Below are 22,956 nucleotides of genomic sequence, written 5' to 3' on the forward strand. Positions count from 1 at the left end.
TCCGGCGCCTGCCGGCCACCACGTGCCCATTGCGCGTCGCGGCCGCGGGTTGCTGTAGGCTCGTTGTCCCGCCACCGCGCTGTCCCGAAATGAGCGCGTCAGGACTTCAGCCCATGTTCGAGTGCATAGTCGAACAGTTCGGCATCGTTGGAAACGCCCAGCTTGCGCATGGCATTGGTCTTCTGCGTGCTCACCGTATTGACGCTGCGATGCAGGTATCGCGCCATCTCGGTTGTCGTCATGCCGTTGACATACATGCGCACCACCTCCATTTCGCGCGGGCTCAGGTTGCGGCAGGCATGCTTGCGCGACATCTGGTGCTCCCAGCGCTTCATTTCCTCCCGTACCGAGGTACCGAGCAGCTTCCCGCGCCGGTACGCCGCCGCAATCACTGCCGGCAGTTCCGACAGGTCATCGCGCTTGTTCACAATGCCCAGGACGCCGACATCCTGCATGCTGGCCATCAGGCCGGGGTTCTCCAGCATGGTCAGCACCACCACGCGGACCTGCGGGAACCTGGACCGGATGGCGGTGAGCATCGCAAGGCCATCGGGCGCGTCGGCGCACGGCATGGAGAAATCGGTGACCAGCACATCGCACGGCACGTTGCGCAACAACTCGGTCAGCGCCCTGGGATTGGGCGCGTCCGCCACCACCCGGATACCTGTGGCCGCCGCAAGCGTCTGCCGCACCCCGAAGATGATCAGCGGATGGTCATCCGCCAGAATTACCCTGATTGCCATCGCTATTCCACATCTCCGGATTGAAGGTCTTCACCACGATTACCGTCCATGCCCGAGCACCTGCATCAGGTGGGCGATCACATCCAGCACCGGCAGACTGGCGTCGCGGATCTCGTCGCGGTCGCCCGCCTGTACGATCCGCTGGAAGCGGCCCAGGATGTCGTCCACATGAGGCTGGCCGAATACGGAAAGCGCGCCACGCATGCGATGGCACCACGCCTTCAGTTCATCCATGGCTTCCCTGTCCAGGCAATCGACCAGGGCCTCGCGGTCCCTGGCAAGCGCCGTGCAGCATGCTTGCAGCCCCGCTACGCCGGAGCCCGGGTCGAGCACCGACAACAGGGCCTCGCGCCTGACAAGCGTGGCATCGAAGCCGGGCACACCCGTTCCGCCGGCATGAGGCGGGCCGAACCCTATCGGTACGGGATCGCTGTCACTCCCGTGCATCGCTGTCGCCAGCCCTTGTTGCAACGATGCCAGCGTGGTCGGCTTCAGTACGCACGCGCGCATGCCGGCCGCGAAGCCGCGCTGATGCTCCTGCCGCACCGTGGTCGCGGTAATGCCCACCACAGGCAGCCTCCGTATCGCGGGGTCCTGGCTGGCGCGGATGGCACACGTCAGCGCAAAGCCGTCCATGACGGGCAGGTGGAAGTCCGTCAACACCAGGTCGAACGCACCAGCGGACAGCGCGTCCAGCGCTGCCTTGCCGTTGTCGACCACCGTAGGCACATGGCCCAGCAGCACCAGCTGCAGCCGGATGACTTCCTGGTTGATGCGGTGGTCCTCGGCCACGAGGATCCGCCATCGCGCTGGCGCTTGCAGCGCTGCGGGCGCTTGCGACGCGCAAGCCATGCTGCCGGCGCCTGGCGTCGCCGACTGCCGTTCAAGCGCCCGTTCCGCGGCGCCGATGAACGCTACCCAGCGCAGCGGATTGACGCTCAGCCGCACACTGCCATCGTCATCGGCCGTGAAGCCGAGCGGCTTCCATTTCGTTGTCACGCGGACCACGCGCTCGTCCTCGCCGTTCGCTGGCTGTGGCTCCTTATCCGAGAACACGATGGCGGCTTGATGTGCATCCTCCGCTCCCGTCACCGCCAGCATGCCGGCCGTCTGCACATGGGCCAGCAGCGATCGCTCGACCTCCGGATCGCGAACATCAATGGCCACTTTCCGGTGCTTCAGCAACGGCAGGTCATATCGCTGGCACAGGACCGAGCACGGCACCAGCAATGCCGCCGTGGTGCCGGCGCCCTCCTCGCTGGCCAGCGTCAGGCTGCCTCCCATCATTGCCGCCAGGTTCCGCGAGATGGCAAGACCCAGTCCTGTACCGCCGAACCGGCGCGTCGAACTGCGTTCGCTCTGCACGAACGGCGTAAAGAGCCGGTGCATATCCGCGCGGGATATGCCGACACCGGCATCCTGCACTTCCACGCGTACCGTAGCCGTACCCGACACGCAAGCTTCGACCGTGGCGCGCAGCGTCACACTGCCCCGGTCGGTGAACTTGATGGCATTGCCGAGCAGATTGAACAGGATCTGGCGCACGCGGATGCCGTCGGCCCGTACCGTGGCAGGCACGTCCGGGCTGACATGCAGGCGGAGCTGCAGGCCTTTCTCGTGCGCCTGCGGCAACAGCAATGACGAGACGCTGTCGAACAGCTCGCGCAGGTCCAGCGGCGCCGGCACGATCGCCAGGCGGCCGGCCTCTATCCTCGCGTAGTCCAGGATATCGTCCAGGACCTGCGCAAGCGCCTGGCCGGACTCGCGCGCCAGGGCCAGCATGCGTTGCTGCTCTGGCGTCAGCGCCGTGTTCTGCAGCAGTTCGACAAGACCGAGAATGCCGTTCATCGGCGTGCGGATCTCATGGCTCATCATGGCAAGGAAGCCCTCCTTGGCACGCAGGGCCGATTCTGCTGCGTCCTTTGCCTCATTCAGCGCAGCGGCGTGGCGATGGAGATCGGTGACATCGAAATGCACGGTCACGATGCCCCCCGGCGTGCCATCCGGGTTGCGGAACGGCAGGGCCCAGAAGTTCACCCGCCGCGGCTGGCCCGCTGCATTGCTCATATAAAGCTGCGCCTGGCGCGGTTCCATGGTCCGGATTGCCTCGTCCTGCAACGCAAGGAGATCGCCGGTCATCCGCTCCCTCAGGTGCTCGACTTCCAGTGCATGCCTGCCGATGGCATCCGCCTTCCGGATGCCGAAGAAGCGCTCGAACGCCGGATTGAGCTCCATGTACCGGAGGTCCGGACCCTTTGCCGCCACGGGCTCCGGCAAGCAGGCCAGCAGCGCTTCCTTGAGCACCAGTTCGTGGCCAAGCTTCGCCTCGGCCTTCACGCGCTGAGCGATCAGCCTGCGCATGCGCACATAGCCGATGGCCAGGGCCAGGCTGACAGCCATGACAGGCAAGAGGATCGGCCATGCAGCGTGGAGCGCGGCCAGCCACGGCCCGTGCCCGGCGAGGACCGCGTGCATGGGCATGCCACCCTGCACAGCGATATCCTGTGCCGCTCCGGCAAGGAACAAGAACAACGCGCCGGCGAACAGCGCGCGGCTGATATGCGACCCCAATCGGTTCCACTCTGTCTCCATGGCTTTCTTTTCTTATGGTCCGTGGTGGCAAAAATCCGCATTGGGCAGAGGGCCTGCTCGATTCGTCGTGTGTCACGCTGATGGCAGCGCCACGCCTCGCCCTGGGGACGGCCGATACACCGGCCGCGTTGTGTCAACGCGCCGTCTGCATGCCTCCCGGATCGTCTCTATGCGAACTCGGCGCTGGCCGTATGGGTCCCTTTCTTACGCGCCGGCAGATATTGCTGCCGGCACGAGTTTTGGCAACGTGAGGAAAAGTCTAGGCCGGGCGCGTCGCGGCCGGCTATAGAAGGAATTCGATTCTTCAGACAATTCTGGTGCAGTCCGGGCGAACACCCGCAGCCGCTCGCTCTGGAAGAGGAAGGACGTCCGAAAGGCCAGAGCCCGTCAGGCTCGACCACGTTCAGGCGACGAAGATGGGATAAGACCGCCTCATGATGCCTTGGCGTAGGACCATGCCGTCGAGGGAATCGGAGACGAGCGCGTGGAATCTGTCCGGCGTTCTGTCATCCACCAGGTTGGGGCAACGACCGGCAGCCATTCTAGGATCGGCGCTTAGGGACACCTTGCGGTGTGTCAGCATTCTGTGCAGGACCATTGCGGCGGGAGTGATGCACCAATAACCCCGAAGGATGTGGTCGCCGTTCCCGTTCCGAGCGTAGACGGCCCAAGGTCGGCATGGCACGGTTCTCGGTCGTAGCCGAGGGTCACCTGTCAGCAACCGTGCCCGCAAAGAAATAGAGGCCGTCCCCAAGGACAGCCTCTTACCCCCGCGACTTGATTGAAAGCCCCGCACCGGCTTCCGTAGTCTCTGGGGGCCCACGTGAAGCAACTGCCGGCGGGGGCAGCATCGGAAATGCGGCGCATTATTCACACCCTCTGATCGCGCCATCCAACCATGGCGCGAAGTATCGGGGCTGGATGTGACAGCTGCATGTCAATGCCGCGCAGGCAGCGCGCCATCCATGACGGTTCCCGCCCGCCAGCTCAGGTCAGGCTTGCCAGCAACATGCTCTGCGCGGATTCCCCCTGACGGGACCGCCTGCGCCGGTAGCTTCCGTTCGGCTCCATCTCCCAGGCATCGCGCTTGTCGCGCAGGTAGGGCTTCAGGCCTTCGCCGATCACGCGCTTTTTCAGGCGCGGATCCAGGACGGGAAAGCAGACTTCTATACGCCGGAACAGGTTGCGATCCATCCAGTCCGCACTGGAGAGCATCACATCCTCGGCCTTGTCGTTGTAGAAGTAGAAGATCCGCGAATGCTCGAGGAAACGACCGATGACGGAACGCACGGTGATGTTGTCGGACAGTCCCGGCACGCCCGGCCGCAAGGCACAGGCCCCCCGCACGATCAGGTCGACGCGCACGCCTTCGCGCGAAGCGTCATAGAGCGCCTGGATCAGGCCTGGTTCGAGCAGCGCATTCATCTTGGCAATGATCCAGCCCTTGCGGCCCGCCCTGGCATGCTCGGCCTCGCGCCGGATGGCCTGCAGCAGCGACTTGTGCAGCGTGAACGGCGACTGCCAGACATGGGCCGTCTTGCTGATCTGCCCCAGGCCGGTCAGTTGCCCGAAGACATTCGCGATGTCCTGGGTAATCTCCGGATTGCAGGTCATCAACCCGAAATCGGTATAGAAGCGTGTCGTCTGGCTGTGATAGTTGCCGGTGCCGAGGTGCACATAGTGCCGCAGGCGGCCGCTTTCCCGCCTGACGACCAGCACCATCTTGGCATGCGCCTTGTAGCCGACCACACCGTAGACAACGTGTGCCCCGGCCTCTTCGAGCTGCGCCGCCCAGCCAATATTGGCTTCTTCATCAAAGCGCGCCAGCAGTTCCACGACTGCCGTGACCTCCTTGCCCTTTCGCGCCGCTTCGGTCAGCGCCGACAGCAGCACCGAATCATGCCCCGCCCGGTAGACGGTCTGGCGGATGGCCACCACATCCGGATCCTGCGCAGCCTGGCGAACAAAGTCCACCACCGGGGCAAACGACTGGAACGGGTGATGCAACAGGATGTCGCCGTCGCGGATAGCGCGGAACATGTCGGATTGCTGCTGAAGGCTCTTGGGCAAGCCGGGGCGGAAAGGTGGGTACTTGAGATCAGGCCGGTCGACCTGTTCCGGCACCTGCAGCAGGCGCACCAGGTTGACGGGCCCGTTGACCGAGAACACCTCCGTTGCGGACAAGCCGAACTGCTGCTGCAGGAAGAGGGTCACGGCAGGCGGGCAGTTGTCGGCCACCTCCAGCCGCAAAGCATCGCCGAAATGCCGCTGCGGGAGCTCGCCCTGCAGGGCGTCGCGCAGGTTCTTGATTTCTTCCTCATCCACGAAGAGCTCGCTGTTGCGCGTCACGCGGAACTGGTAACAGCCACGCACCGTCATGCCATTGAACAACTCGCAGACATGCGCGTGCAGGATGGATGAGAGGAAGACAAAGCCGTGCCGGCAACCCGCCACCTCCGGCGGCAAGGCAATGACGCGCGGCAACGCGCGCGGCGCCTGCACAATGGCGTTTCCCGAGCGGCGACCGAACGCATCCTTGCCTTCGAGCTCCACCGCGAAGTTCAGGCTCTTGTTCAGCACGCGCGGAAACGGGTGTGCCGGATCCAGCCCGATCGGGGTCAGCACGGGCATCAGTTCATTGAAGAAATACTCGCGGATCCACTCCGCCTGCGCCGGACTCCAGGACGGCCGCCGCAGGAAACAGACCTGCTCGGCGGCGAGGGCCGGGATCAGTACGTCGTTGAACATCTGGTACTGCAAGGTCACCAGCTCGCGCACCCTGGCATTCACCAGCTCGTAGAGCGCCTGCGGGGAAAGGCCATCGGGGCCGGTCACGGGCGACTGGACCAGGCACTGCTCCTTCAGCCCGGCCACCCTGATTTCATAGAACTCGTCCAGGTTGCTGCTGAAGATGCACAGGAAACGCAAGCGCTCCAGCAACGGCGTGCCAGGATCGGCTGCCTGCAGCAGCACGCGCCGGTTGAACTCGAGCTGGCTCAGCTCGCGATTGACGAACAACGCGTTGCCGTTCGGTGATGCGGACGACGTTTCCGGCGCCTGCAGCGTGTCACGATCAGCCAGCGGGGACAGCGTGCTCGGCAAGGGGATCGAGTCGTCTTCCATTTGGCATCCGGTCAGAAGATTCGGCCTCACACAGGAGGGGAATGCCGGCAAGGGCCTGCTTGGAATTCTAGTCCACCGTGACTGGGAAATCGCATTCCCATGCTTGGTTGGTATGGTTTTCCGGATTCAGATTTTTTGATTGAGCTGGCTCGGTGCGCTTGGCGGGCGCTGCTGTTTTGCCGGTGTGGCCGGCGGGGTTTTGCGGTGGATGATTGGGTTGTCGTGCTTGGCAGGCGTGGCTGTTTCGCCGGCGTAGCCGGCGGGGTTCTGCGGTGAATGATTGGGTCCTCGCCCTTGGCAGGTGCTGCTGTTTCGCCGGCGTAGCCGGCGACCTACTTCTTGTCCGAGCGACAAGAAGTAGGCAAGAAGCGCGTCGCTTGCCCTAACGGGCGAATATTGATCGTAGTGTGCTGAGGGTGTTGTACGGGGATGGGCTTCAGAGTGTGCCTGGCTGCCTGCCGCGTGGTGCACGAGGGTGGGTAGGCTTTCAAGCAATGATTGAACGAGCCCCGAAACTGTCCGTGGCCCCTGCTACCACCGGTATCGCGTGGACGCCTTCGGCTGCGCTGCGCGCGGCGTCCTGGGCAGAGCGAGGGCATCATCAACGTCGCTGGTGCTCGCGCTTCCCCCTTCCTCATTCTTTCACTTCGCGCATGGCACATGCGCCAAGGGCTTCGCTACTACGGCGTGGTTCGGGCTAGACCTTCGCGCCCAGACTACTGACCGCGCGCAGCGCAGCCGTAGGCGTCCACGCGATATCGCTGTTAGCAGGGTCCACTCCGTAATCCGGGTTCGCTCGTACGCCCTGTCCCATCCTAATCATCTACGCGGCAGGCAGTCTGGTTATGCCACTGGACCGTCAGCACGTCGGCCCTTCGTCAGCCACGTAACGCGCTTTTGGTTACTTTTCCCGCTCGGGGAAAAGTGACTCGCCGGCTACGCCGGCGAAACAGCCACGCCTGCCAAGCACAACAACGCAATCGCCACCACCCCGCCAGCACCACAAGCCACCATCACGCAACCAACCGCGCCCCCTCCCGATACCGCGCGAGCAACGCATCGCGCCGGCCGGCCGCAGCATGCATGCTGCTCTCCTTCACATGCCCAAAGCCTCGGATGTCATCCGGCAAAGTTGCCAGCGCAATGGCCGCCTCAAGCCGATCAACACTCAGCGATTGCGCAAACTCGTCGACCATCGCCAGATAGTCGGCAATCAGTTGCCGCTCGGCGCGACGCTCGGCGGTCTTGCCGAACACGTCAAGCGCAGTGCCGCGCAAACCCTTCAGCCGGGCCAACAGGCGGAACGCCGTCATGGTGCGTGGACCGAAGCGGCGCTTGAGCAGGCGCCCCTGGTCATCGCTCTTCGCCAGCAGCGGCGGCGCCAGCCAGAAATTAAGCTGGTAGTCACGCCCCGGCTCGCCTTCGAACTGCCCGCGCAGCTTGTCGAGGAACGCAGGATCGGTGTAGAGACGGGCAACCTCGTACTCATCCTTGTACGCCATGAGCTTGGCGAGGTTGCGCGCGACGGCCTCGGTCAGCGCCAGCTTGCGGCCGGCGCCGAGCTTCTGCTCAGCCGCGCGGATACGCTCGACCGCGTCGCGGTAGCGGCCCGCGTAGGCGGCGTTCTGGTAAGCCGTCAGCATGGCTTCACGCTGCCGGATCAGGTTGTCGAGCGTCTGCGGCATGGCGACCACCTGCTCGCGCGGCGCGGCCGGCAGCATCGCCCTGACCGCCGCCTCGCCATGATGGGCGAGATAACGCCCCCACTCGAAGGCGAGGCGGTTCTTTTCCACCGACACGCCGTTGAGTTCGATGGCACGCAGCAGGCTGTCGCGCAGCAGCGGAATCCAGCCCTTCTGCCACGCAAAGCCCAGCAGCAGCGGGTTGGAGTAGATGGCATCGGCCAGCAGCGTAACCGCCCACGCGCTGGCGTCGATGAAGGCGCAGGCGTCGCCCGCGCTGGCGCGCAGGTCCTGTTCCGCGCTCGCGCCCGGGAACTTCCACTTCGGGTTCTTGATGAAGTCTGCGGTCGGCGTGTTGGCACTGTTGACGACAGCCGCAGTCACGCCGTGCCGGACCTTGGACAGCACCTCGGCCGATGCCGAGACGATCGCGTCGCCGCCGATTACGAGCCGCGCGTCGCCGGTAGCGATACGGGTCGCATGGAGCCCGGCCGGGCTCGGGGCGATCTGCACGTGGCTGATCACCGCCCCGCCCTTCTGCGCCAGGCCTGCCATGTCCAGCACCGTCACGCCCTTGCGCTCGAGATGCGCAGCCATGCCGAGCAGGCCGCCGATGGTCACCACGCCGGTACCGCCCACGCCGGTCACCAGCACGCCATAGGGACGCTCCAGCGCCGGCAGTCCGGGCAGCGGCAGCGTGTCGAAATCAGCGCCCACGCCCTTGCCGCCCGCAGCGGCCGGCTTGCGCACCTGCGCGCCCTCGGCGGTGACGAAGCTCGGGCAGAAGCCGTTGACGCACGAGAAGTCCTTGTTGCAGGACGACTGGTTGATCTTGCGCTTGGTGCCCAGTTCGGTCTCCAGCGGCTCCACCGACAGGCAGTTCGACTTGGCCGAGCAATCGCCGCAGCCTTCGCAGACCGCGTCGTTGATGAACGCGCGCCGGGCCGGGTCCGGATAGGTGCCGCGCTTGCGGCGGCGGCGCTTTTCCGTGGCGCAGGTCTGGTCGTAGATCAGGATGGTCACGCCCGGCGTAGCGCGCAGGTCGATCTGGACCTGGTCGAGCTGGTCGCGATGGAACACCGTAACGCCGCTCGGCAGCATCACGCCATCGCCATACTTCTCGGGCTCATCGGTGACGACCACGAGCTTCTTCGCGCCCTCGGCCAGGACCTGATGGGCGATCTGCGGCACAGTCAGCACGCCGTCGATGGGCTGCCCGCCGGTCATCGCCACGGCGTCATTGAACAGGATCTTGTAGGTGATATTGGCGCTGGCGGCAATCGACGCGCGAATGGCAAGCAGGCCCGAATGGAAATACGTGCCGTCGCCCAGGTTGGCGAACACATGCTTGTCGTTCGTGAAGTGCATCTGGCCCGTCCACGACACGCCTTCGCCGCCCATCTGGCTGAAGGTGTCGGTATTGCGGTCCATCCACAACGTCATGTAGTGGCAGCCGATGCCGGCCAGCGCGCGCGAGCCTTCTGGCACGCGCGTGGAGGTGTTGTGCGGACAGCCGGAGCAGAACCACGGCTTGCGTTCCACCGCGATGCGCGGTTGCGCCGCCTCGCGCTCCTTGGCTTCGATCAGTGCCACGCGTGCGGCGATGCGCGCGCGGACGTCTTCGGGCAAGTCAAAATGTTCGAGGCGCCTGGCGATGGCTTTGGCGATCAGCGCCGGCGACAGCTCGTAGTGCGCCGGCAGCAGCCAGTTGCCGCGCGGTACCGACCACTCGCCGCCGTCGTTGCCGCGCTGGTCGAACTTGCCGTAGACCTTTGGCCGCACGTCCTCGCGCCAGTTGTACAGCTCTTCCTTGAGCGCGTATTCGAGGATCTGGCGCTTCTCTTCGACGACCAGGATCTCTTCCAGGCCGGTCGCGAACTCGCGCGCGCCGTGCGCTTCCAGCGGCCACACGCAGCCGACCTTGTAGACGCGGATGCCGATGCGCTGGCAGGTATCGTCATCGAGACCGAGGTCGGCCAGCGCCTGGCGCACGTCCAGGTAGGCCTTGCCGGCGGTCATGATCCCGAAGCGCGCGTTCGGCGAGTCGAGCACGACGCGGTTGAGCCGATTGGCCCGCACATAGGCGAGCGCGGCATACCACTTGTGGTCGAGCAGGCGGGCTTCCTGCTGCAGCGGCGTATCGGGCCAGCGGATATTGAGACCGCCTTCGGGCATCGCAAAATCGTCCGGCAGGACGATCTGCACGCGTTCCGGGTCGATATCGACCGAAGCCGTCGATTCCACCACGTCAGTCACGCACTTCATCGACACCCACAGGCCCGAATAACGGCTCATGGCCCAGCCATGCAATCCGTAGTCCAGGTATTCTTGCACGTTGGACGGGTACAGCACCGGAATGCCGGCGGACAGAAGCACGTGCTCGGACTGGTGCGCCACGGTCGAAGACTTGGCCGCATGGTCGTCGCCGGCCAGCAGCAGCACGCCGCCATGGCGCGATGAACCGGCCGAGTTGGCGTGCTTGAGCACGTCCATGGAGCGGTCCACGCCCGGTCCCTTGCCATACCACATCGAGAACACGCCATCGCGCGTGGCGCCGGGGAACAGGTTGACCTGCTGGCTGCCCCACACGGCAGTGGCGGCAAGATCCTCGTTGACACCAGGCTGGAACACCACGTCGCTGGCGGCCAAGTGCTGCTTGGCCTTCCACAGCGCCTGGTCGACGCCACCCAGCGGCGAGCCCCGGTAGCCCGAAATGAAGCCCGCCGTATTCAGGCCGGCGGCGCGGTCGCGCGCCTTCTGCAGCATCGGCAGGCGGACCAGCGCCTGCGTGCCGCTCAGGTAGACACGGCCTTTGTCGAGGGTGTACTTGTCGTCCAGGCTGGCGTTGGCCAGGGCCTCACGCAGAGCTTGTGGCAGCGGGGCATTCATGGGTGTCTCTCTCCGGGGGATGTCGAAGTTATCCGGAGCAGTGTAGAAAGCGCCATCGTTATCGTAAAATCATGAAATCCGAGAGCTGATATCTGATAAACGAATATCTGGGGAGCAACCATGGCAAAGGCTCGCGAGACGCCGGAACGGCTGGCCAAGGAAATCACGTTGCGGCAGTTCCGCTACTTCGTCGCGGCGGCGGAAACGGGCCAGTTCTCGATGGCCGCGACGGCCGAGCATGTGTCGCAATCGGCCATTACCAACGCCGTGCTGACGCTGGAACAACGGCTGGCGGTGCGCCTCTTTGACCGCCTGCCCCACGGCGTGGCGTTGACCGCCGAAGGCCACCTGTTCCACCAGCATGCGCGGCAGATCCTGGATTCGGTCGAAGACGCCCTGCGCGAGCCGCGGTTCCAGGTCTACGGGCTGAAAGGCAGCGTGCGGCTCGCGGCATCCTATACGGTGCTCGGCTACTTCCTGCCGGGCCTGCTTGCGCGCTTTCGCACCAACTACCCCGACATCGAGCTCGACCTGCTGGACATGGACCGGCCGGAGATCGAACGGGCCGTGCTGTCCGGAGATATCGAACTTGGCATCGCGCTGCTCTCCAACCTGGAGCGGCCGCAGCGCTTTTCCCGTCACACGCTGATCCGGTCACGGCGGCAGCTATGGACCTCGGCCACGCACCCGCTGCTGGCCATCGAACGCCCTTCGCTGCGCGATATCGCGGCCTACCCGTACATCCTCATCACTGTGGACGAGGCCGAGTCGTCCACGCTGCGGTACTGGCGCAGCCGCAAGCTGGCGCCAAATATCGCGTTCCGCACCAGCTCGATGGAAGGGCTGCGCGGGCTGGTCGCGCATGGCTTCGGCGTCACGGTGCTGTCCGACATGGTGTACCGCCCGTGGTCGCTGGAAGGCCGGCAGATCGCCGCACGGCCGATTGCCGACGCGGTGCCCGACATGGAGGTCGGCATGCTGTGGCAGCCCGGGCGCAAGCTGGAGAAGCCGGCCGATGCGCTGCGGGAGTTCCTGATCCACGCGTGCGGAAGCTGACGGTCCGGCGGACCGCCTCAACCCTTTGGCTGGGGCTCAACCTTTGGCCGCATACCGCACTCCGAGCCCCGAAACCCATTTCATCAGGCGAATGGCGACACCTTTACACCATGTGAAATGGGGTCTAAGCCCTTCAGCCAATGTTCGTCGTCGTACAGAGCGCGCTTAATGTGCCCCACGGGCCGGCACCAGACCGGCAAGAACCCATCGGAACTTTGCAACGTGGCAAACGGGGAGCGCGGGATGGACACTTCGACCAGGACAGGTGGCAACAACCTACTGTTGCGTCAGCTTCCGGAATCGGAATGGGCGGCACTGAGACCGTATCTGGAAACCGTGACGCTGCGTGGCGGGCAATTGCTGTGCGATGCTGGCCAACGCGTGCGGCACGTCTACTTTCCGAAGGATGGCGTGGTTTCGCTGCTGTCGCTCCATGCGGACGGCTCCAGCGTGGAACTGGCGGCGGTGGGCAAGGAAGGCCTGGTCGGCCTGCCCGCGTTGACCGGCGCCGAGTCCATGCCCCAGCGCTGCGAAGTCAGCCAGCCGGGCACGAGCTGGCGCATCGCCGCCACCGACCTGCGCGATTTGTATCCGCGGCTGCCGCAGATGCAACGGCTGGTCATGCGGTACATGCAGCTGCTGCTGACGCAGGTGGGCCAGACCGCGGCGTGTATTTGCCACCGGACGCTGATGGAACAGCTTTGCCGCTGGATCCTGCAGACACTGGACCGGCTCCAGAGCAACGAACTGAGGATCACGCAGCAGCGGATCGCCGAGATGCTCGGCGTCCGCCGCGAAGGCGTCACGGAAGCGATGGGCAAGCTGCAGAGCCTGCGGTTGATCGAACATACGCGGGGACGAATCGTCGTGATCGACCGGACCGGGCTCGAATCCATGTCCGGCGAGGCCTATACGATCGTGTCGGCGGAAGTGCGGCGCCTGGTTGGCGATGCGAGGGAGATGACACGCTGATCCGGATGCTGTGGCAAGGTCATACAGTTGCGGCTGGATGCACCGGATAGTTCCGGATGGGGGACGCAAAAGCTGCCCCCTAACGGCTTGTATCCGTGCATACCCTTCTTCTTGAAGAAGTCCTCGTTAGCTTGGTCGAGTGGATTGGGCAACCGGACGAGCACTCGGTTGGGTTCAGCGTCAGGCCGTAGTCGGCCATCAACGGCCGCCCGACCAAAGTCGGCAGGGAACAATCGAGCGTCAGCAGTTCGCCCGTGACGTGGCGCACACAGTCGATGCCGCGCGCGTCTGCCGAACCGGCCCGATCGCCGTTCGCTGCCGGGTGGAGATGCCTGCCGATCACCTGAAACAAGCCTACACTCGTCGATGCCCCGTGCTACCTGAATAACGGCCGCCACATCAGTTCGACAGGCGCGACCGGACATGTTCGTTCCTCACGGCGCCGGTCATTCGCGGCAAAGGAGAAGCCATGGAAAAGATCCCAAGAACAACGGCCTTGTTCATCGCAGGCTTTGGCCTGGTCGTGATAGAAGCGCAGGCAAGCCGCGATCTCTACAGTCGGGCCTTCGGCATCCCCTTCAAGGAAGAGAAAGGCGGCTACCTCCATACGGAGAGTCTGAAAGGCGCAAACACTTTCGCCTTGTGGCCGCTTTCTCAGGCCGCTCAGTCGTGCTTCGGCACGGATTCGTGGCCTCGCGACGTACCCATCCCACAAGCCTGGATTGAGTTTGATGTCGACAACGTCGAAGCGGCTACGGCAGAACTTGAATCACGAGGGTATCGGATGCTGGTCAGGAACCGGAATGAGCCGTGGGGCCAGACCGTCAGTCGCTTCATCGGGCCAGAAGGATTGCTGGTAGGAATCACCTTTACGCCATTGATGCGGGAAGAGAAATGATGGCGGCCAAGTGGAAGACCTGCGTGCGGTGACTGATCTGGCTGGCGAGCAGCACACGCTCCCCCACTGTGAATGGCTGATGAAGTACTGAGAACGGTCCTCGCCGTCCTTGTGGAACGGGTGGCGGCAACGGGTCGGGAACAGCCGACCGGCGCTGGCTCTCACAACACGCGTGCCGGGCAAGACTGCTCTCGCTACCCGGTTCGCGAGGCATGCCCTGCATGGGCTCGGCAACCGGGCCCATGCGGACCCAGCGACGCATTCAGGAGTGGCCAGCGCTTGACATCTTGGCCAGCGCGAACTTTGCTTGCAATAGGCAGCGGTTCTCCAGTTATCGCCCGTGCTCTTGCAGACGCCCCCTTCGCCCTCCGCCCGTACCTGGGCCCTCCACTGCACGCTCTTTCGCGGGCAGACGCCGCCGCGCGCCTGCCTGTACCTGCTCGCGGACCTGCGCCGGGGCGTTGCGCTGTCGGCCATACTGGCCGAGCAGCCGTTGGGTGGTGCCTTGGCCGCATGGCTGGAAGCGGCCGCGATCGGCAGGCCCCCGCCACGGGCGCTGCAGTCGACCGAGCTGCCCTCGGAGCAAGACCGACGGGCTCTTTGCGCATGGATTGCGGCCTATGACGTTGTTCTAGAGCCGCAGAATCTCGGTGGGCGTTTCTGGAGGCCTGTCGATCAACTCTTGCAGTCGGCGTGGGAAAGTCTTGGTCTGGCGCCCGGCGCAGTCGGCGAGATGCCAACCTGGTCCGGCGCGCAGCAGGGGCTGGACCGCTGGTTTCGCGAACATTGCCAGCACCTCAGCGGGGTGTGATACCGCGTGCGGGGGGCGTCTGCGATAGGCTCCCCGATGGTGGGGGCGGCGGTAGCCGCGCAGGTCCTGTGCACTCGGCGGGGCCGCATCCGCTGGAAGCCGCAGTGGTGAAAAATGTTCAAGGAAGCGCGGGTGCGCGACATGTAGGCGGACAGGCCAGAAGCAGCCCTTGGGATAGTTGCTTGAATCCGTCACGCGCGCTGGCCGTTTACGTCAAGAACTCTGATGGAGCGTAGGTGCGGGCCCCGTCTGGCCATTTCACGCGTACCTCGGTCGGGCTCACGACGCGGGTAACGGTCAGGCGCTTCCCGCGAAATACCCAACTGGTGCCAGGCTTGTACAGGCTCGCGCGGCATGCCGTGCGGCGTTGTCGCTATTCACCGTTGGGGGGCGGCCCGCCCTTCGGGAGGGTTGTGGTTTTCGTCAGATGGGTGCGGCGTCGGCCGCGCGCTCGATTCAGGGGTTGCAGCGTCACGCAGGCGAAAGCTTACACGCCCCCCCGGGGGCTGGTCGGTGCCCGGCCATGAGGGGACACCCGCCCGCGCTGCTGTTCGGACATTCACACGTCCGCTTGACTCCAGTCGCAGCCATTTCGATGGCGGGGTCACCGTTGCGGCGGTTCCGCCTGACTTTCCCAGCAAGGATAGATTTCCCCGTTAGCAGCGCCACGCTTTGCGAACACGGCCTCACGACTGAACCAGCCGCACGGCTTTCCATTGCGCGCTGTACGACACCACTAACCCTTAGCCTCTCCCTCGCAAACACTGACATCGCATTGACCGCCGCGGACATCCGATGGCGTGAGTGAATACCACTGCCGGCAAGCGCGCGACAGTGCTGATTGCGCAGGAAAACCAAGCATCAGAGAAATCTGGCCGACCGCCAGCCTGGTGTTTCGAAGGTAATGCAACGCGAGGGCTTTGCGAACCTCGTCCTTCAGGATTTCGAAACTCGTGCCCTCTTCCGCGAGCCGGCGCTGCAGCGTTCTCGGATGCAGCGCAAGCAGCGCGGCAATACTGGATTTGTCATTACTCGACGTGCCAAGCGTCTGCCGCAGCAATTGGCGAACGCGATCTGAAGTGCTGCCCTGGGCCGCACCAAAATTCCGGAAAAGATAGTCTTCGGCAATCTGTCGCAGCGTGGCGTTTGCGCCGTGAACATCTGCGGCGAACGTTTCGCGCGCGATATGCAACGTTGCGCTGGCCGGCTCGTCCAGCAGCCTCGCCCCAAAGAAGCGCTCATATACCGCATGGCTGACAATGGGTTCGTGCGGAATCGATACGGCGCGCAGTTCGTACTTGTCCCCGGCGAACAGCCGCATGAAATTGTGAGCGTCGGCCAGACAGAGATCGCAGTTCTGACGCATGGCGACGGAGCCGGACAAGCGGATGTCGATTGACATCGCGACCGTGTCCTTCATGATCGGGTCGCGCTCATTAAGCGACACGACAATGCCCGGACTGTGCACGAACAGATAGCGAATCACATCGTTCACGGCATCCCTCACCGTGGGCGCGTTCCGTAGCACGATGCTCACCGGCCCCAACACGTCGACGCTCTGGTGGGTGGACAAGCGCAGGCCGAAATCGCCGCATCCCGTCACCTCGGCGCTGGCTTCCAGCAGGTGCGTGGCCGAGCGCAGCGAAATCAACGCATCGTCGCGCTCCAGTGACGCCTCCGCCATGTGGTACCGGCTCAGCAGCGGCACGGGATCAAAGCCGAGGCTGCGCATCAGTGCCGGATAGCCCCGAAGGCCGCTCGCTCTTACCATTGGATCCATGTCTCGTAGCGTAAAACATTAGTCTCATCACGTCAAATGCTTGAGCGTCGCGGTCGCTAGAGTTCGCTTATCAATGATCAAAATCAGCGAGGAGACATGTGATGACGGCCGACTACGACGTACTGATCCTTGGCGCCGGAATCTCAGGCATCGGCATGGCGTGCCATCTGGCCCGCGAATGTCCGGAAAAGCGCGTCGCCATTCTCGAGCGCCGCCACGCGATCGGCGGGACATGGGACCTGTTCCGCTATCCGGGGATCCGCTCGGATTCGGACATGTTCAGCTTCGGCTATGCATTCCGGCCCTGGCATGACTACAAGGTCCTCGCTGACGGACCATCGATCCGCCAGTACATTGCCGACACTGCACGTGAATATGGTGTCGATCGATACATCCGTTTCGGCGTCAAGGTCGAAGCGGCGTCGTGGTCGACGGAACAGCGCCGCTGGACGGTCATCGCACGACAAGAGGACACCGGAGAAGCTTTGACCTTTACCTGTCAGTACCTGGTTCCGTGCACGGGCTACTACAACCACGACCACGGACACCTGCCGCATTTCGCGGGGCAAGAGCGATTCAACGGTTTGCGCATCCATCCGCAACACTGGCCCGAGGATCTCGACTATCACGGCAAGCGCGTCGTGGTGATCGGCAGTGGCGCAACGGCCGTCACGCTCGTTCCCGCGATGGCCGGCAAGGCGGCCCACGTCACGATGCTGCAGCGGTCACCGGGCTATATCTTTTCTGTGCCAGCGTACGACAAGATCTCGGCCAAGCTGGACCGCGTCTTGCCGACACGCTGGGTATATCGACTGGCCCGCTGGCGCAATATCCGGATGCAGCGCCTCATCTACAAGGCAGCCAGGCGCTGGCCGCGTCAGATCCGTTCCTGGTTGCTGGCCCACGTCGAGAAGCAGGTCGGCACCGGTGTGGACATGCGTCATTTCACCCCCGGCTACAACCCGTGGGACGAGCGGCTTTGTGCGGTTCCGGATGGCGATCTGTTCACGGTCATCCGCGAAGGAAAGGCGTCCGTCGTGACTGACCACATCGAGACGTTCACGGAAGACGGCATTCTCCTGAAGTCGGGCAAAGTGCTGAAGGCTGACATCATCGTCACGGCGACCGGCCTTCAATTGCAATCGCTCGGCGGCATGACCCTGCGCGTAAATGGCCGGCAACTGGGTCCTGGCGACCTGATGACGTACAAGGGCGTGCTGCTTCAGGACGTCCCCAATCTCGCCTACCTGTTTGGATACACGAACGCGCCGTGGACCCTGAAGATCGATATGGCGGCAAGCTATGTCTGCCGTTTGTTGAAACATATGGATGCGGGAGACTTCGACATGGTAACGGCGCATGCGCCGTCCGACGAGATGCTCGACGAATCGATTCTGGGCTCGCTGCAATCTGGATACGTGCAACGCGGCCAGGGCGTGCTGCCACGCCAGGGCCGGGGGCTGCCGTGGCGGGTTCTCCATAACCTGGAGGCGGATCGCAAGATGCTGCTCAAGCAAGCAATCGCCGACCCCGCGCTGGAATTCAAGCGTGCCGGGACCCGGGTGGCCCCGTCTTCCGCACGCATGGCAGACCCTCGCGCCTTGTCCGTGTAGGCGGCGTGCATGCACAATCCCTGTCGAGCGATGGTTCCGGAGTCAACCACGCTTACCTTCGACTCCACGTTCAAGAGCCATGGCGAGAACTGCGCCGGGACGCTCATGGTGCCGGGCGCGGTTGAGAGACCGCCTGTCATCGTCATGGGACATGGCTTCGGCGCGATTCGCGCGGCCGGGCTGTCCGCCTTCGCACGGCGCTTCATTGCCGAAGGGTACGCCGTTTATCTCTTCGACTATCGCAACTTCGGCGACAGCGAAGGCATGCCGAGGCATTGGGTCAGCCCGCGTCGGCACCTCGCGGACTGGGCTGCGGCGATCCGGCATGTGCGGACGCTTTCCGGTATCGATACCGGACGCATTGTCCTGTGGGGAACCTCATTTTCGGGCGGACACGTGATCCAAACCGCTGCAAACGATCGCCTGATCCATGCGGTGATCGCGCAGGTACCACACGTAAGCGCTATCGCGAGCCTGCGACAAGTGCCAGTGCGCGTGACCATTCGATTGATGATGGCGGCACTGCGCGACCACGCGGGCAGGCTGTTCGGCCATCCGCACTACAGCCGGATCGTCGGGCGTCCCGGCGACACGGCGGCCTTGACGACCGACGAGTGTTGGGAAGGCTACGCGCGGCTGCTTCCGCCAGCAGCTCCCTGGGAAAACAAGGTGCTTTCGCGAATCTTTCTGGATCTGCCGTTCTACAACCCACTTCGCCACGCACATCGGGTAAAGGCACCGACGCTCATCGTTGCCGGTCGACGCGACACGGTCACGCCGGCTCACGCCGCATACCGTGCAGCAATGCGCATTCCGGACTGCGAGTTTCACCTCGTGGATGGTAGCCACTTCGGGCTTCATCTCGAGGATGAACCAGCGTGCCTGGAGAATATTGCGCTGCAACTGGCGTTCCTGAATAAACAGGTAGCCCGCCCCGTGCGGTGCCGCGCAGCCTATTGAGCTTTCCCTATTTCACGACAACATCAAAGCAACCACCGTCATTCCCGCGAAGGCGGGAATCCAGCGTCTTACAAGTCCCCCGAAGGGGGACAAAAAGTCACTGGGTCCCCGCCTGCGCGGGGACGACGAATATTTTGCGTTGTCATGAATTCTGGAAACATCAATAGTCCCGGCGAGCCAGCGCGATTCGTGGGAAAGAGAGTATGGGAATGAGCACAAGATTGATGATTTACGGCGCATACGGGTACACGGGCGAACTCGTCGTGCGCGAAGCCGTGCGACTAGGCTTGCAGCCGATCATTGCGGGGAGAGATGGCAAGAAGCTCCAACCTTTGGCGGATGCGCTCGGCCTGGAAACGAGAGCCTTCGAAGTTGCCAGAGCCAAAGCAAACCTGAAGGACGTCGCCGTCATCCTGAACTGTGCAGGGCCGTTCTCATCGACCGCCAGCGCGTTCGTTGAAGCCTGCATCGATGCGCACGTGCATTATGTGGACATCACCGGTGAAATCCCGGTCTTCCAGTTCTGTCATGCGCAGGATGCACGCGCGGCCGCCGCGGGAATCGTCCTCTGTCCCGGCGCGGGCTTCGATATCGTCCCCACCGATAGTCTCGCCGCAGCATTGAAGGCGCGCATGCCCGATGCCTCGCGGATTGACCTCGCGTTTTCGTTTGGGACGAAACCGAGCATCGGCACCGCGAAAACCATTCTGGAGTCCGCGGCCAGCGGCGGACTCATCCGACGAGATCACCGGCTCGTTTCAGTCCCCAATGCCTATCGCATGCGGCGTATCCCGTTTCCCGGTGGCACGCGCTGGGGGGTATCGATTCCGTGGGGCGACGTATTTACCGCCGGCATATCGACCGGCGTACCTGACGGCCTCGTGTATTGCGCATTGCCGCTAACGCTCGGATTGTCGATGCGGCTCACCAACTTCATGCGGCGGCTCTTTGCCACCCCTTCTGTATCGAAGGCGCTCTACCGGCTTGCAGAACGGCTCTTTTCCGGCGGGCCGGACGCCGGTGCACGCGGCATCGAGCGAACAGAGTTTTGGGCCCAGGCGAGAAACATTCACGGACAAGCCGTCACGATAAGGATGTCGGCACCCAACGTCTATGCGATGACGGCGGACACGGCACTGGCGATCGCCCAACGCTGCCTGACCGATCCTGGACGGGGAGGCTACACGACGCCGTCGATGCTGATGGGCAGCGCCTTCTTTCTCTGCCGCCCGGGATTTGAAGTGTCGTACGCCTGAGGGCCGGCGTCGCGCTAGCGCCCATGACTGCACGCCGTTGAACGCAACCCGCGAAACCCAACCAGATTCGGATCCGATAATGAAGACTTACACGCAGCAGCAGCATTGGCGAGACATTCAGGGCTTCCTTCCCGCCGCGTATCAACTTCAGCCAGGACAGGAGCCGCAGGAGGAGTGTTGGTCCTGGGGACCGCATCGCATCCACCTGGATTGCTATCGCAATGCCACTGCGCCAATAAAGGTCATTCTTTTCCATGGCGTCGGCACGAACGGTCGCCAGATGTCAACCATCCTGGGCGCCCCGCTTGCGCGCAAAGGCTTCGAGACGATTGCCATCGACATGCCGGAGTACGGCTTGACGCAGGTGGGCCGCGGGCAGCCGGTACGGTACGACGACTGGATACAGGCCGGGAGCGATCTTATCGATGTCGAGCTGGCAAAGGACAGCCGCCCCATTGTGCTCTACGGGCTGAGCGCAGGAGGCATGGAAACGTATCACATCGCCGTTCGGAACAGAAAGGTCAAGGGCATTGTCGGCATGACCTTTCTCGATCAAAGGGAGCAGCAGGTTCGTGATGAAACCGCGTACAACCGGTTCATGAGCCGCGTCGGCGGGCCGCTCGCGACGCTGGTCGCGCAGACGCCGTTCGCGGGTCTGCGAATACCCATGGCCGTTGCGAGCAAGATGCACACGCTGGTCAATAACAAGGCCATGCTGAACGCTTGCCTGGCGGACAAGACCTCTGCGGGAAAGTGGGTGACCATGAGCTTTCTGTCCAGCTACACGGGTTATCAGCCGGCAGTCGAGCCAGAGGATTTTGACGTCTGCCCGATCCTGCTGACGCAACCTGCGCAAGATCGCTGGACGCCTCTGCACCTGAGTGAGTTATTCCTGAGGCGAGTCAGGCACGTACCGGTGAAGGTGACCATGCTAGAAAATGCCGGCCACTATCCGCTGGAACAGCCAGGACTGAATCAGATGGTCACTGCCGTTCATGATTTCTGCCTTGACGTGGCGCGCCCTCATGCTTGAAGCAAGCCTGAAGGTATCAATGCTGAATGTCTCTACGTATCCGGAACCTGCCGCCCATCATTGCGCAAATTGAATGGCGGCCAAGGGTCGGGAAGCGACGACCGGGATCAGGAAGGCAAAGGCTGCTGACGGGCCATTAGGGCCATCTACCGAAGGCCATCGTGGTACACGAAGTCGGCCGGCACCTGGAGATCGAAACGCACGTATCCCACCATTTCCACGCGAACTCTCTTCCCTTGGGCATTGGAACCATAGATACATGCCGGCACTGCAACTCACACGAGCATCCGGCGAGCCCAGATCCGTGAAGGTACCCCGCCAGATCGAAGACCTATGAACTCGACCGCGAATTCGCTGCGCGAGCAACGTAAAGTTTGGTTCTGTATTAGCTGGGTATTGCGGGAGCAAGCGTAGGCTCCCACGGAGGACAGACAAATGAGAACTTCTTAGTTCCTATATTCTCAGAAGCCGTTTTGCGAGTATTGCATTAAGGTCTCGCCTGGTGTCGCTTATGATGTGTATGTAGATGGTGTCGTTTGCAATCTGGTAGATGATTCTGTTCATGCCGCTGATGACTTGATAGTATTTCGTTGGTTGGAAATCTATCAACTCGGGTGGGTTGCTGCCCTTCAGTGGGAAATCTTCTACCTGCTTGATTGATTGTTGAATCTTGTTTCTGGTCTCAAGCCAGGTCTTGTTGCCAAATTTATTAATGATGTACCGTCGTAAGTCTTGCAAGTCGGACTTGGCAGGCCCGAGAATTACAGACTTCATTCGATCCCTTCCTCCCTGTCCATGCGCTCCAGTTCGGCAAACACTTCATCCGTCGGGGTGAAGTTGCCCGTCTCGATATCATTCTGACCCATCGCCAGAATCTTCAGAAGGGCAACCGTCTGTTGCATGTCCTCATACGATTGGGCATCCTGCACGACTACCTTTGCCTCGCCGTTCTGTGTGATCAGCATGGGCTCGCCGCTCTCGGTGATGTCCCGCACGATTTCTGCTGCGTGGCTTTTAAGGTAGCTTATGGGCTTGACCTGACTCGGTTTCATATCCGTTCCCTAGACTTGAAACTACCGGTCCAAATATAGACCTGAATTCAGTCTGCGTCCAGCAACAAGGAATTTCGTGCACCATGCGGTGGCGCATAGAGCATGCAATCGATGCATGTCCTCGGTGAGGAATTGCCTCCTATCAGCGGCTCCCGCCAAACGCAGTTCAGACAGCCGCAGCCCCGTACAGACCAGGCAGCCATTGCTGTGGGCCAATAGTCCAGTCCTCCGACGCACCTAAACTGCATTAACCGCCGGGTGGCGCCGGGAATGAGTGCGTTTTTAGGCGCGCACGGATATGCCGAATGTCTTGGACCAGTGCCGCATCCCGAGAACAGACTGACGCATGTCCATATCATGATTTGCTGGCTGTAACGCAACGCTGAATGACCGCCGCACTTCAAAAGTGACGCTGGAGCCGTACTGGGGCGAACGACGGCAGCGGGTCGGCTACGGCCTCACGCCGACCGGTCAAGGAGGAACGTTCGGTTGTGCT

The 22,956-nt window shown here is 63.0% G+C and carries 15 protein-coding genes; 8 read left to right on the forward strand and 7 right to left on the reverse strand.

All coding sequences use genetic code 11. The annotated features are described in order from the left end of the window. Positions 1–98: 98 nt before the first annotated feature. The 4 genes from LDO29_RS06605 to LDO29_RS06620 all read right to left on the reverse strand — a co-directional run bounded on the left by LDO29_RS06605 (position 99) and on the right by LDO29_RS06620 (position 11,029). Entirely contained in the window at positions 99–743 is a 645-nt protein-coding gene (locus tag LDO29_RS06605; RefSeq protein WP_224078976.1) for a response regulator transcription factor, read from the reverse strand. Between the two features lie 39 nt (positions 744–782). Continuing rightward, positions 783–3,335: a PAS domain-containing hybrid sensor histidine kinase/response regulator gene (locus LDO29_RS06610; protein ID WP_224078977.1), complete on the reverse strand. Its 2,553-nt coding sequence runs from the start codon at positions 3,333–3,335 to the stop codon at positions 783–785. A 987-nt stretch (positions 3,336–4,322) separates the two neighbouring features. Beyond that, positions 4,323–6,458: a polyphosphate kinase 1 gene (gene ppk1, locus LDO29_RS06615; RefSeq protein ID WP_224078978.1), complete on the reverse strand. Its 2,136-nt coding sequence runs from the start codon at positions 6,456–6,458 to the stop codon at positions 4,323–4,325. Positions 6,459–7,471: 1,013 nt separating this feature from the next. Further along, positions 7,472–11,029, reverse strand: a complete 3,558-nt coding sequence (locus LDO29_RS06620; protein WP_224078979.1) for an indolepyruvate ferredoxin oxidoreductase family protein — start codon at positions 11,027–11,029, stop codon at positions 7,472–7,474. Positions 11,030–11,149: 120 nt separating this feature from the next. Here LDO29_RS06620 and LDO29_RS06625 point away from each other — a divergent pair, with 120 nt between their 5' ends. The 4 genes from LDO29_RS06625 to LDO29_RS06640 all read left to right on the forward strand — a co-directional run bounded on the left by LDO29_RS06625 (position 11,150) and on the right by LDO29_RS06640 (position 14,766). Next, positions 11,150–12,085, forward strand: a complete 936-nt coding sequence (locus LDO29_RS06625; RefSeq protein ID WP_224078980.1) for a LysR substrate-binding domain-containing protein — start codon at positions 11,150–11,152, stop codon at positions 12,083–12,085. Positions 12,086–12,328: 243 nt separating this feature from the next. Then, a complete protein-coding gene (locus LDO29_RS06630; protein WP_224078981.1) occupies positions 12,329–13,057 on the forward strand; it encodes a Crp/Fnr family transcriptional regulator in 729 nt (242 codons plus the stop codon). Positions 13,058–13,526: 469 nt separating this feature from the next. Further along, positions 13,527–13,955: a VOC family protein gene (locus LDO29_RS06635; RefSeq protein ID WP_224078982.1), complete on the forward strand. Its 429-nt coding sequence runs from the start codon at positions 13,527–13,529 to the stop codon at positions 13,953–13,955. A gap of 340 nt (positions 13,956–14,295) precedes the next feature. Beyond that, entirely contained in the window at positions 14,296–14,766 is a 471-nt protein-coding gene (locus LDO29_RS06640; protein WP_224078983.1) for a hypothetical protein, read from the forward strand. A gap of 736 nt (positions 14,767–15,502) precedes the next feature. Here LDO29_RS06640 and LDO29_RS06645 read toward each other — a convergent pair. Further along, positions 15,503–16,546 (reverse strand): AraC family transcriptional regulator, encoded by a 1,044-nt coding sequence (locus LDO29_RS06645; RefSeq protein ID WP_224078984.1) that lies wholly within the window; start codon positions 16,544–16,546, stop codon positions 15,503–15,505. Between the two features lie 101 nt (positions 16,547–16,647). Between LDO29_RS06645 and LDO29_RS06650 the strand changes: the two genes are divergently transcribed. The 4 genes from LDO29_RS06650 (at position 16,648) to LDO29_RS06665 (ending at position 21,408) form a co-directional block, all read left to right on the forward strand. Beyond that, the gene (locus LDO29_RS06650) at positions 16,648–18,159 is read left to right on the forward strand and encodes a flavin-containing monooxygenase (RefSeq protein WP_224078985.1); all 1,512 of its coding nucleotides are present in this window, start codon (positions 16,648–16,650) and stop codon (positions 18,157–18,159) included. Positions 18,160–18,168: 9 nt separating this feature from the next. After that, complete coding sequence (locus LDO29_RS06655; protein ID WP_224078986.1) at positions 18,169–19,119, forward strand: alpha/beta hydrolase; 951 nt, start codon at positions 18,169–18,171, stop codon at positions 19,117–19,119. A gap of 209 nt (positions 19,120–19,328) precedes the next feature. Next, the gene (locus tag LDO29_RS06660; RefSeq protein ID WP_224078987.1) at positions 19,329–20,375 is read left to right on the forward strand and encodes a saccharopine dehydrogenase family protein; all 1,047 of its coding nucleotides are present in this window, start codon (positions 19,329–19,331) and stop codon (positions 20,373–20,375) included. A gap of 79 nt (positions 20,376–20,454) precedes the next feature. Then, positions 20,455–21,408: an alpha/beta hydrolase gene (locus LDO29_RS06665; protein ID WP_224078988.1), complete on the forward strand. Its 954-nt coding sequence runs from the start codon at positions 20,455–20,457 to the stop codon at positions 21,406–21,408. A gap of 453 nt (positions 21,409–21,861) precedes the next feature. Here LDO29_RS06665 and LDO29_RS06670 read toward each other — a convergent pair whose 3' ends face one another. Both LDO29_RS06670 and LDO29_RS06675 read right to left on the reverse strand, forming a co-directional pair. After that, positions 21,862–22,182 (reverse strand): type II toxin-antitoxin system RelE/ParE family toxin, encoded by a 321-nt coding sequence (locus LDO29_RS06670; protein WP_224078989.1) that lies wholly within the window; start codon positions 22,180–22,182, stop codon positions 21,862–21,864. Next, positions 22,179–22,460 (reverse strand): type II toxin-antitoxin system Phd/YefM family antitoxin, encoded by a 282-nt coding sequence (locus tag LDO29_RS06675; protein WP_013958564.1) that lies wholly within the window; start codon positions 22,458–22,460, stop codon positions 22,179–22,181. The genes LDO29_RS06670 and LDO29_RS06675 overlap by 4 nt, the downstream gene beginning before the upstream one ends. Positions 22,461–22,956: the final 496 nt, after the last annotated feature.

Source organism: Cupriavidus laharis, from assembly GCF_914271435.1.
GTDB classification, from domain to species: domain Bacteria; phylum Pseudomonadota; class Gammaproteobacteria; order Burkholderiales; family Burkholderiaceae; genus Cupriavidus; species Cupriavidus laharis.

Coding starts and splice junctions, on each gene's coding strand:
- LDO29_RS06645 (WP_224078984.1), bottom strand. CDS start 16,546: ATGGATCCAATGGTAAGAGCGAGCGGCCTTCGGGGCTATCCGGCACTG.
- LDO29_RS06625 (WP_224078980.1), top strand. CDS start 11,150: ATGGCAAAGGCTCGCGAGACGCCGGAACGGCTGGCCAAGGAAATCACG.
- LDO29_RS06665 (WP_224078988.1), top strand. CDS start 20,455: ATGAAGACTTACACGCAGCAGCAGCATTGGCGAGACATTCAGGGCTTC.
- LDO29_RS06610 (WP_224078977.1), bottom strand. CDS start 3,335: ATGGAGACAGAGTGGAACCGATTGGGGTCGCATATCAGCCGCGCGCTG.
- LDO29_RS06605 (WP_224078976.1), bottom strand. CDS start 743: ATGGCAATCAGGGTAATTCTGGCGGATGACCATCCGCTGATCATCTTC.
- LDO29_RS06650 (WP_224078985.1), top strand. CDS start 16,648: ATGACGGCCGACTACGACGTACTGATCCTTGGCGCCGGAATCTCAGGC.
- ppk1 (WP_224078978.1), bottom strand. CDS start 6,458: ATGGAAGACGACTCGATCCCCTTGCCGAGCACGCTGTCCCCGCTGGCT.
- LDO29_RS06670 (WP_224078989.1), bottom strand. CDS start 22,182: ATGAAGTCTGTAATTCTCGGGCCTGCCAAGTCCGACTTGCAAGACTTA.
- LDO29_RS06660 (WP_224078987.1), top strand. CDS start 19,329: ATGAGCACAAGATTGATGATTTACGGCGCATACGGGTACACGGGCGAA.
- LDO29_RS06675 (WP_013958564.1), bottom strand. CDS start 22,460: ATGAAACCGAGTCAGGTCAAGCCCATAAGCTACCTTAAAAGCCACGCA.
- LDO29_RS06620 (WP_224078979.1), bottom strand. CDS start 11,029: ATGAATGCCCCGCTGCCACAAGCTCTGCGTGAGGCCCTGGCCAACGCC.
- LDO29_RS06630 (WP_224078981.1), top strand. CDS start 12,329: ATGGACACTTCGACCAGGACAGGTGGCAACAACCTACTGTTGCGTCAG.
- LDO29_RS06635 (WP_224078982.1), top strand. CDS start 13,527: ATGGAAAAGATCCCAAGAACAACGGCCTTGTTCATCGCAGGCTTTGGC.
- LDO29_RS06655 (WP_224078986.1), top strand. CDS start 18,169: ATGCACAATCCCTGTCGAGCGATGGTTCCGGAGTCAACCACGCTTACC.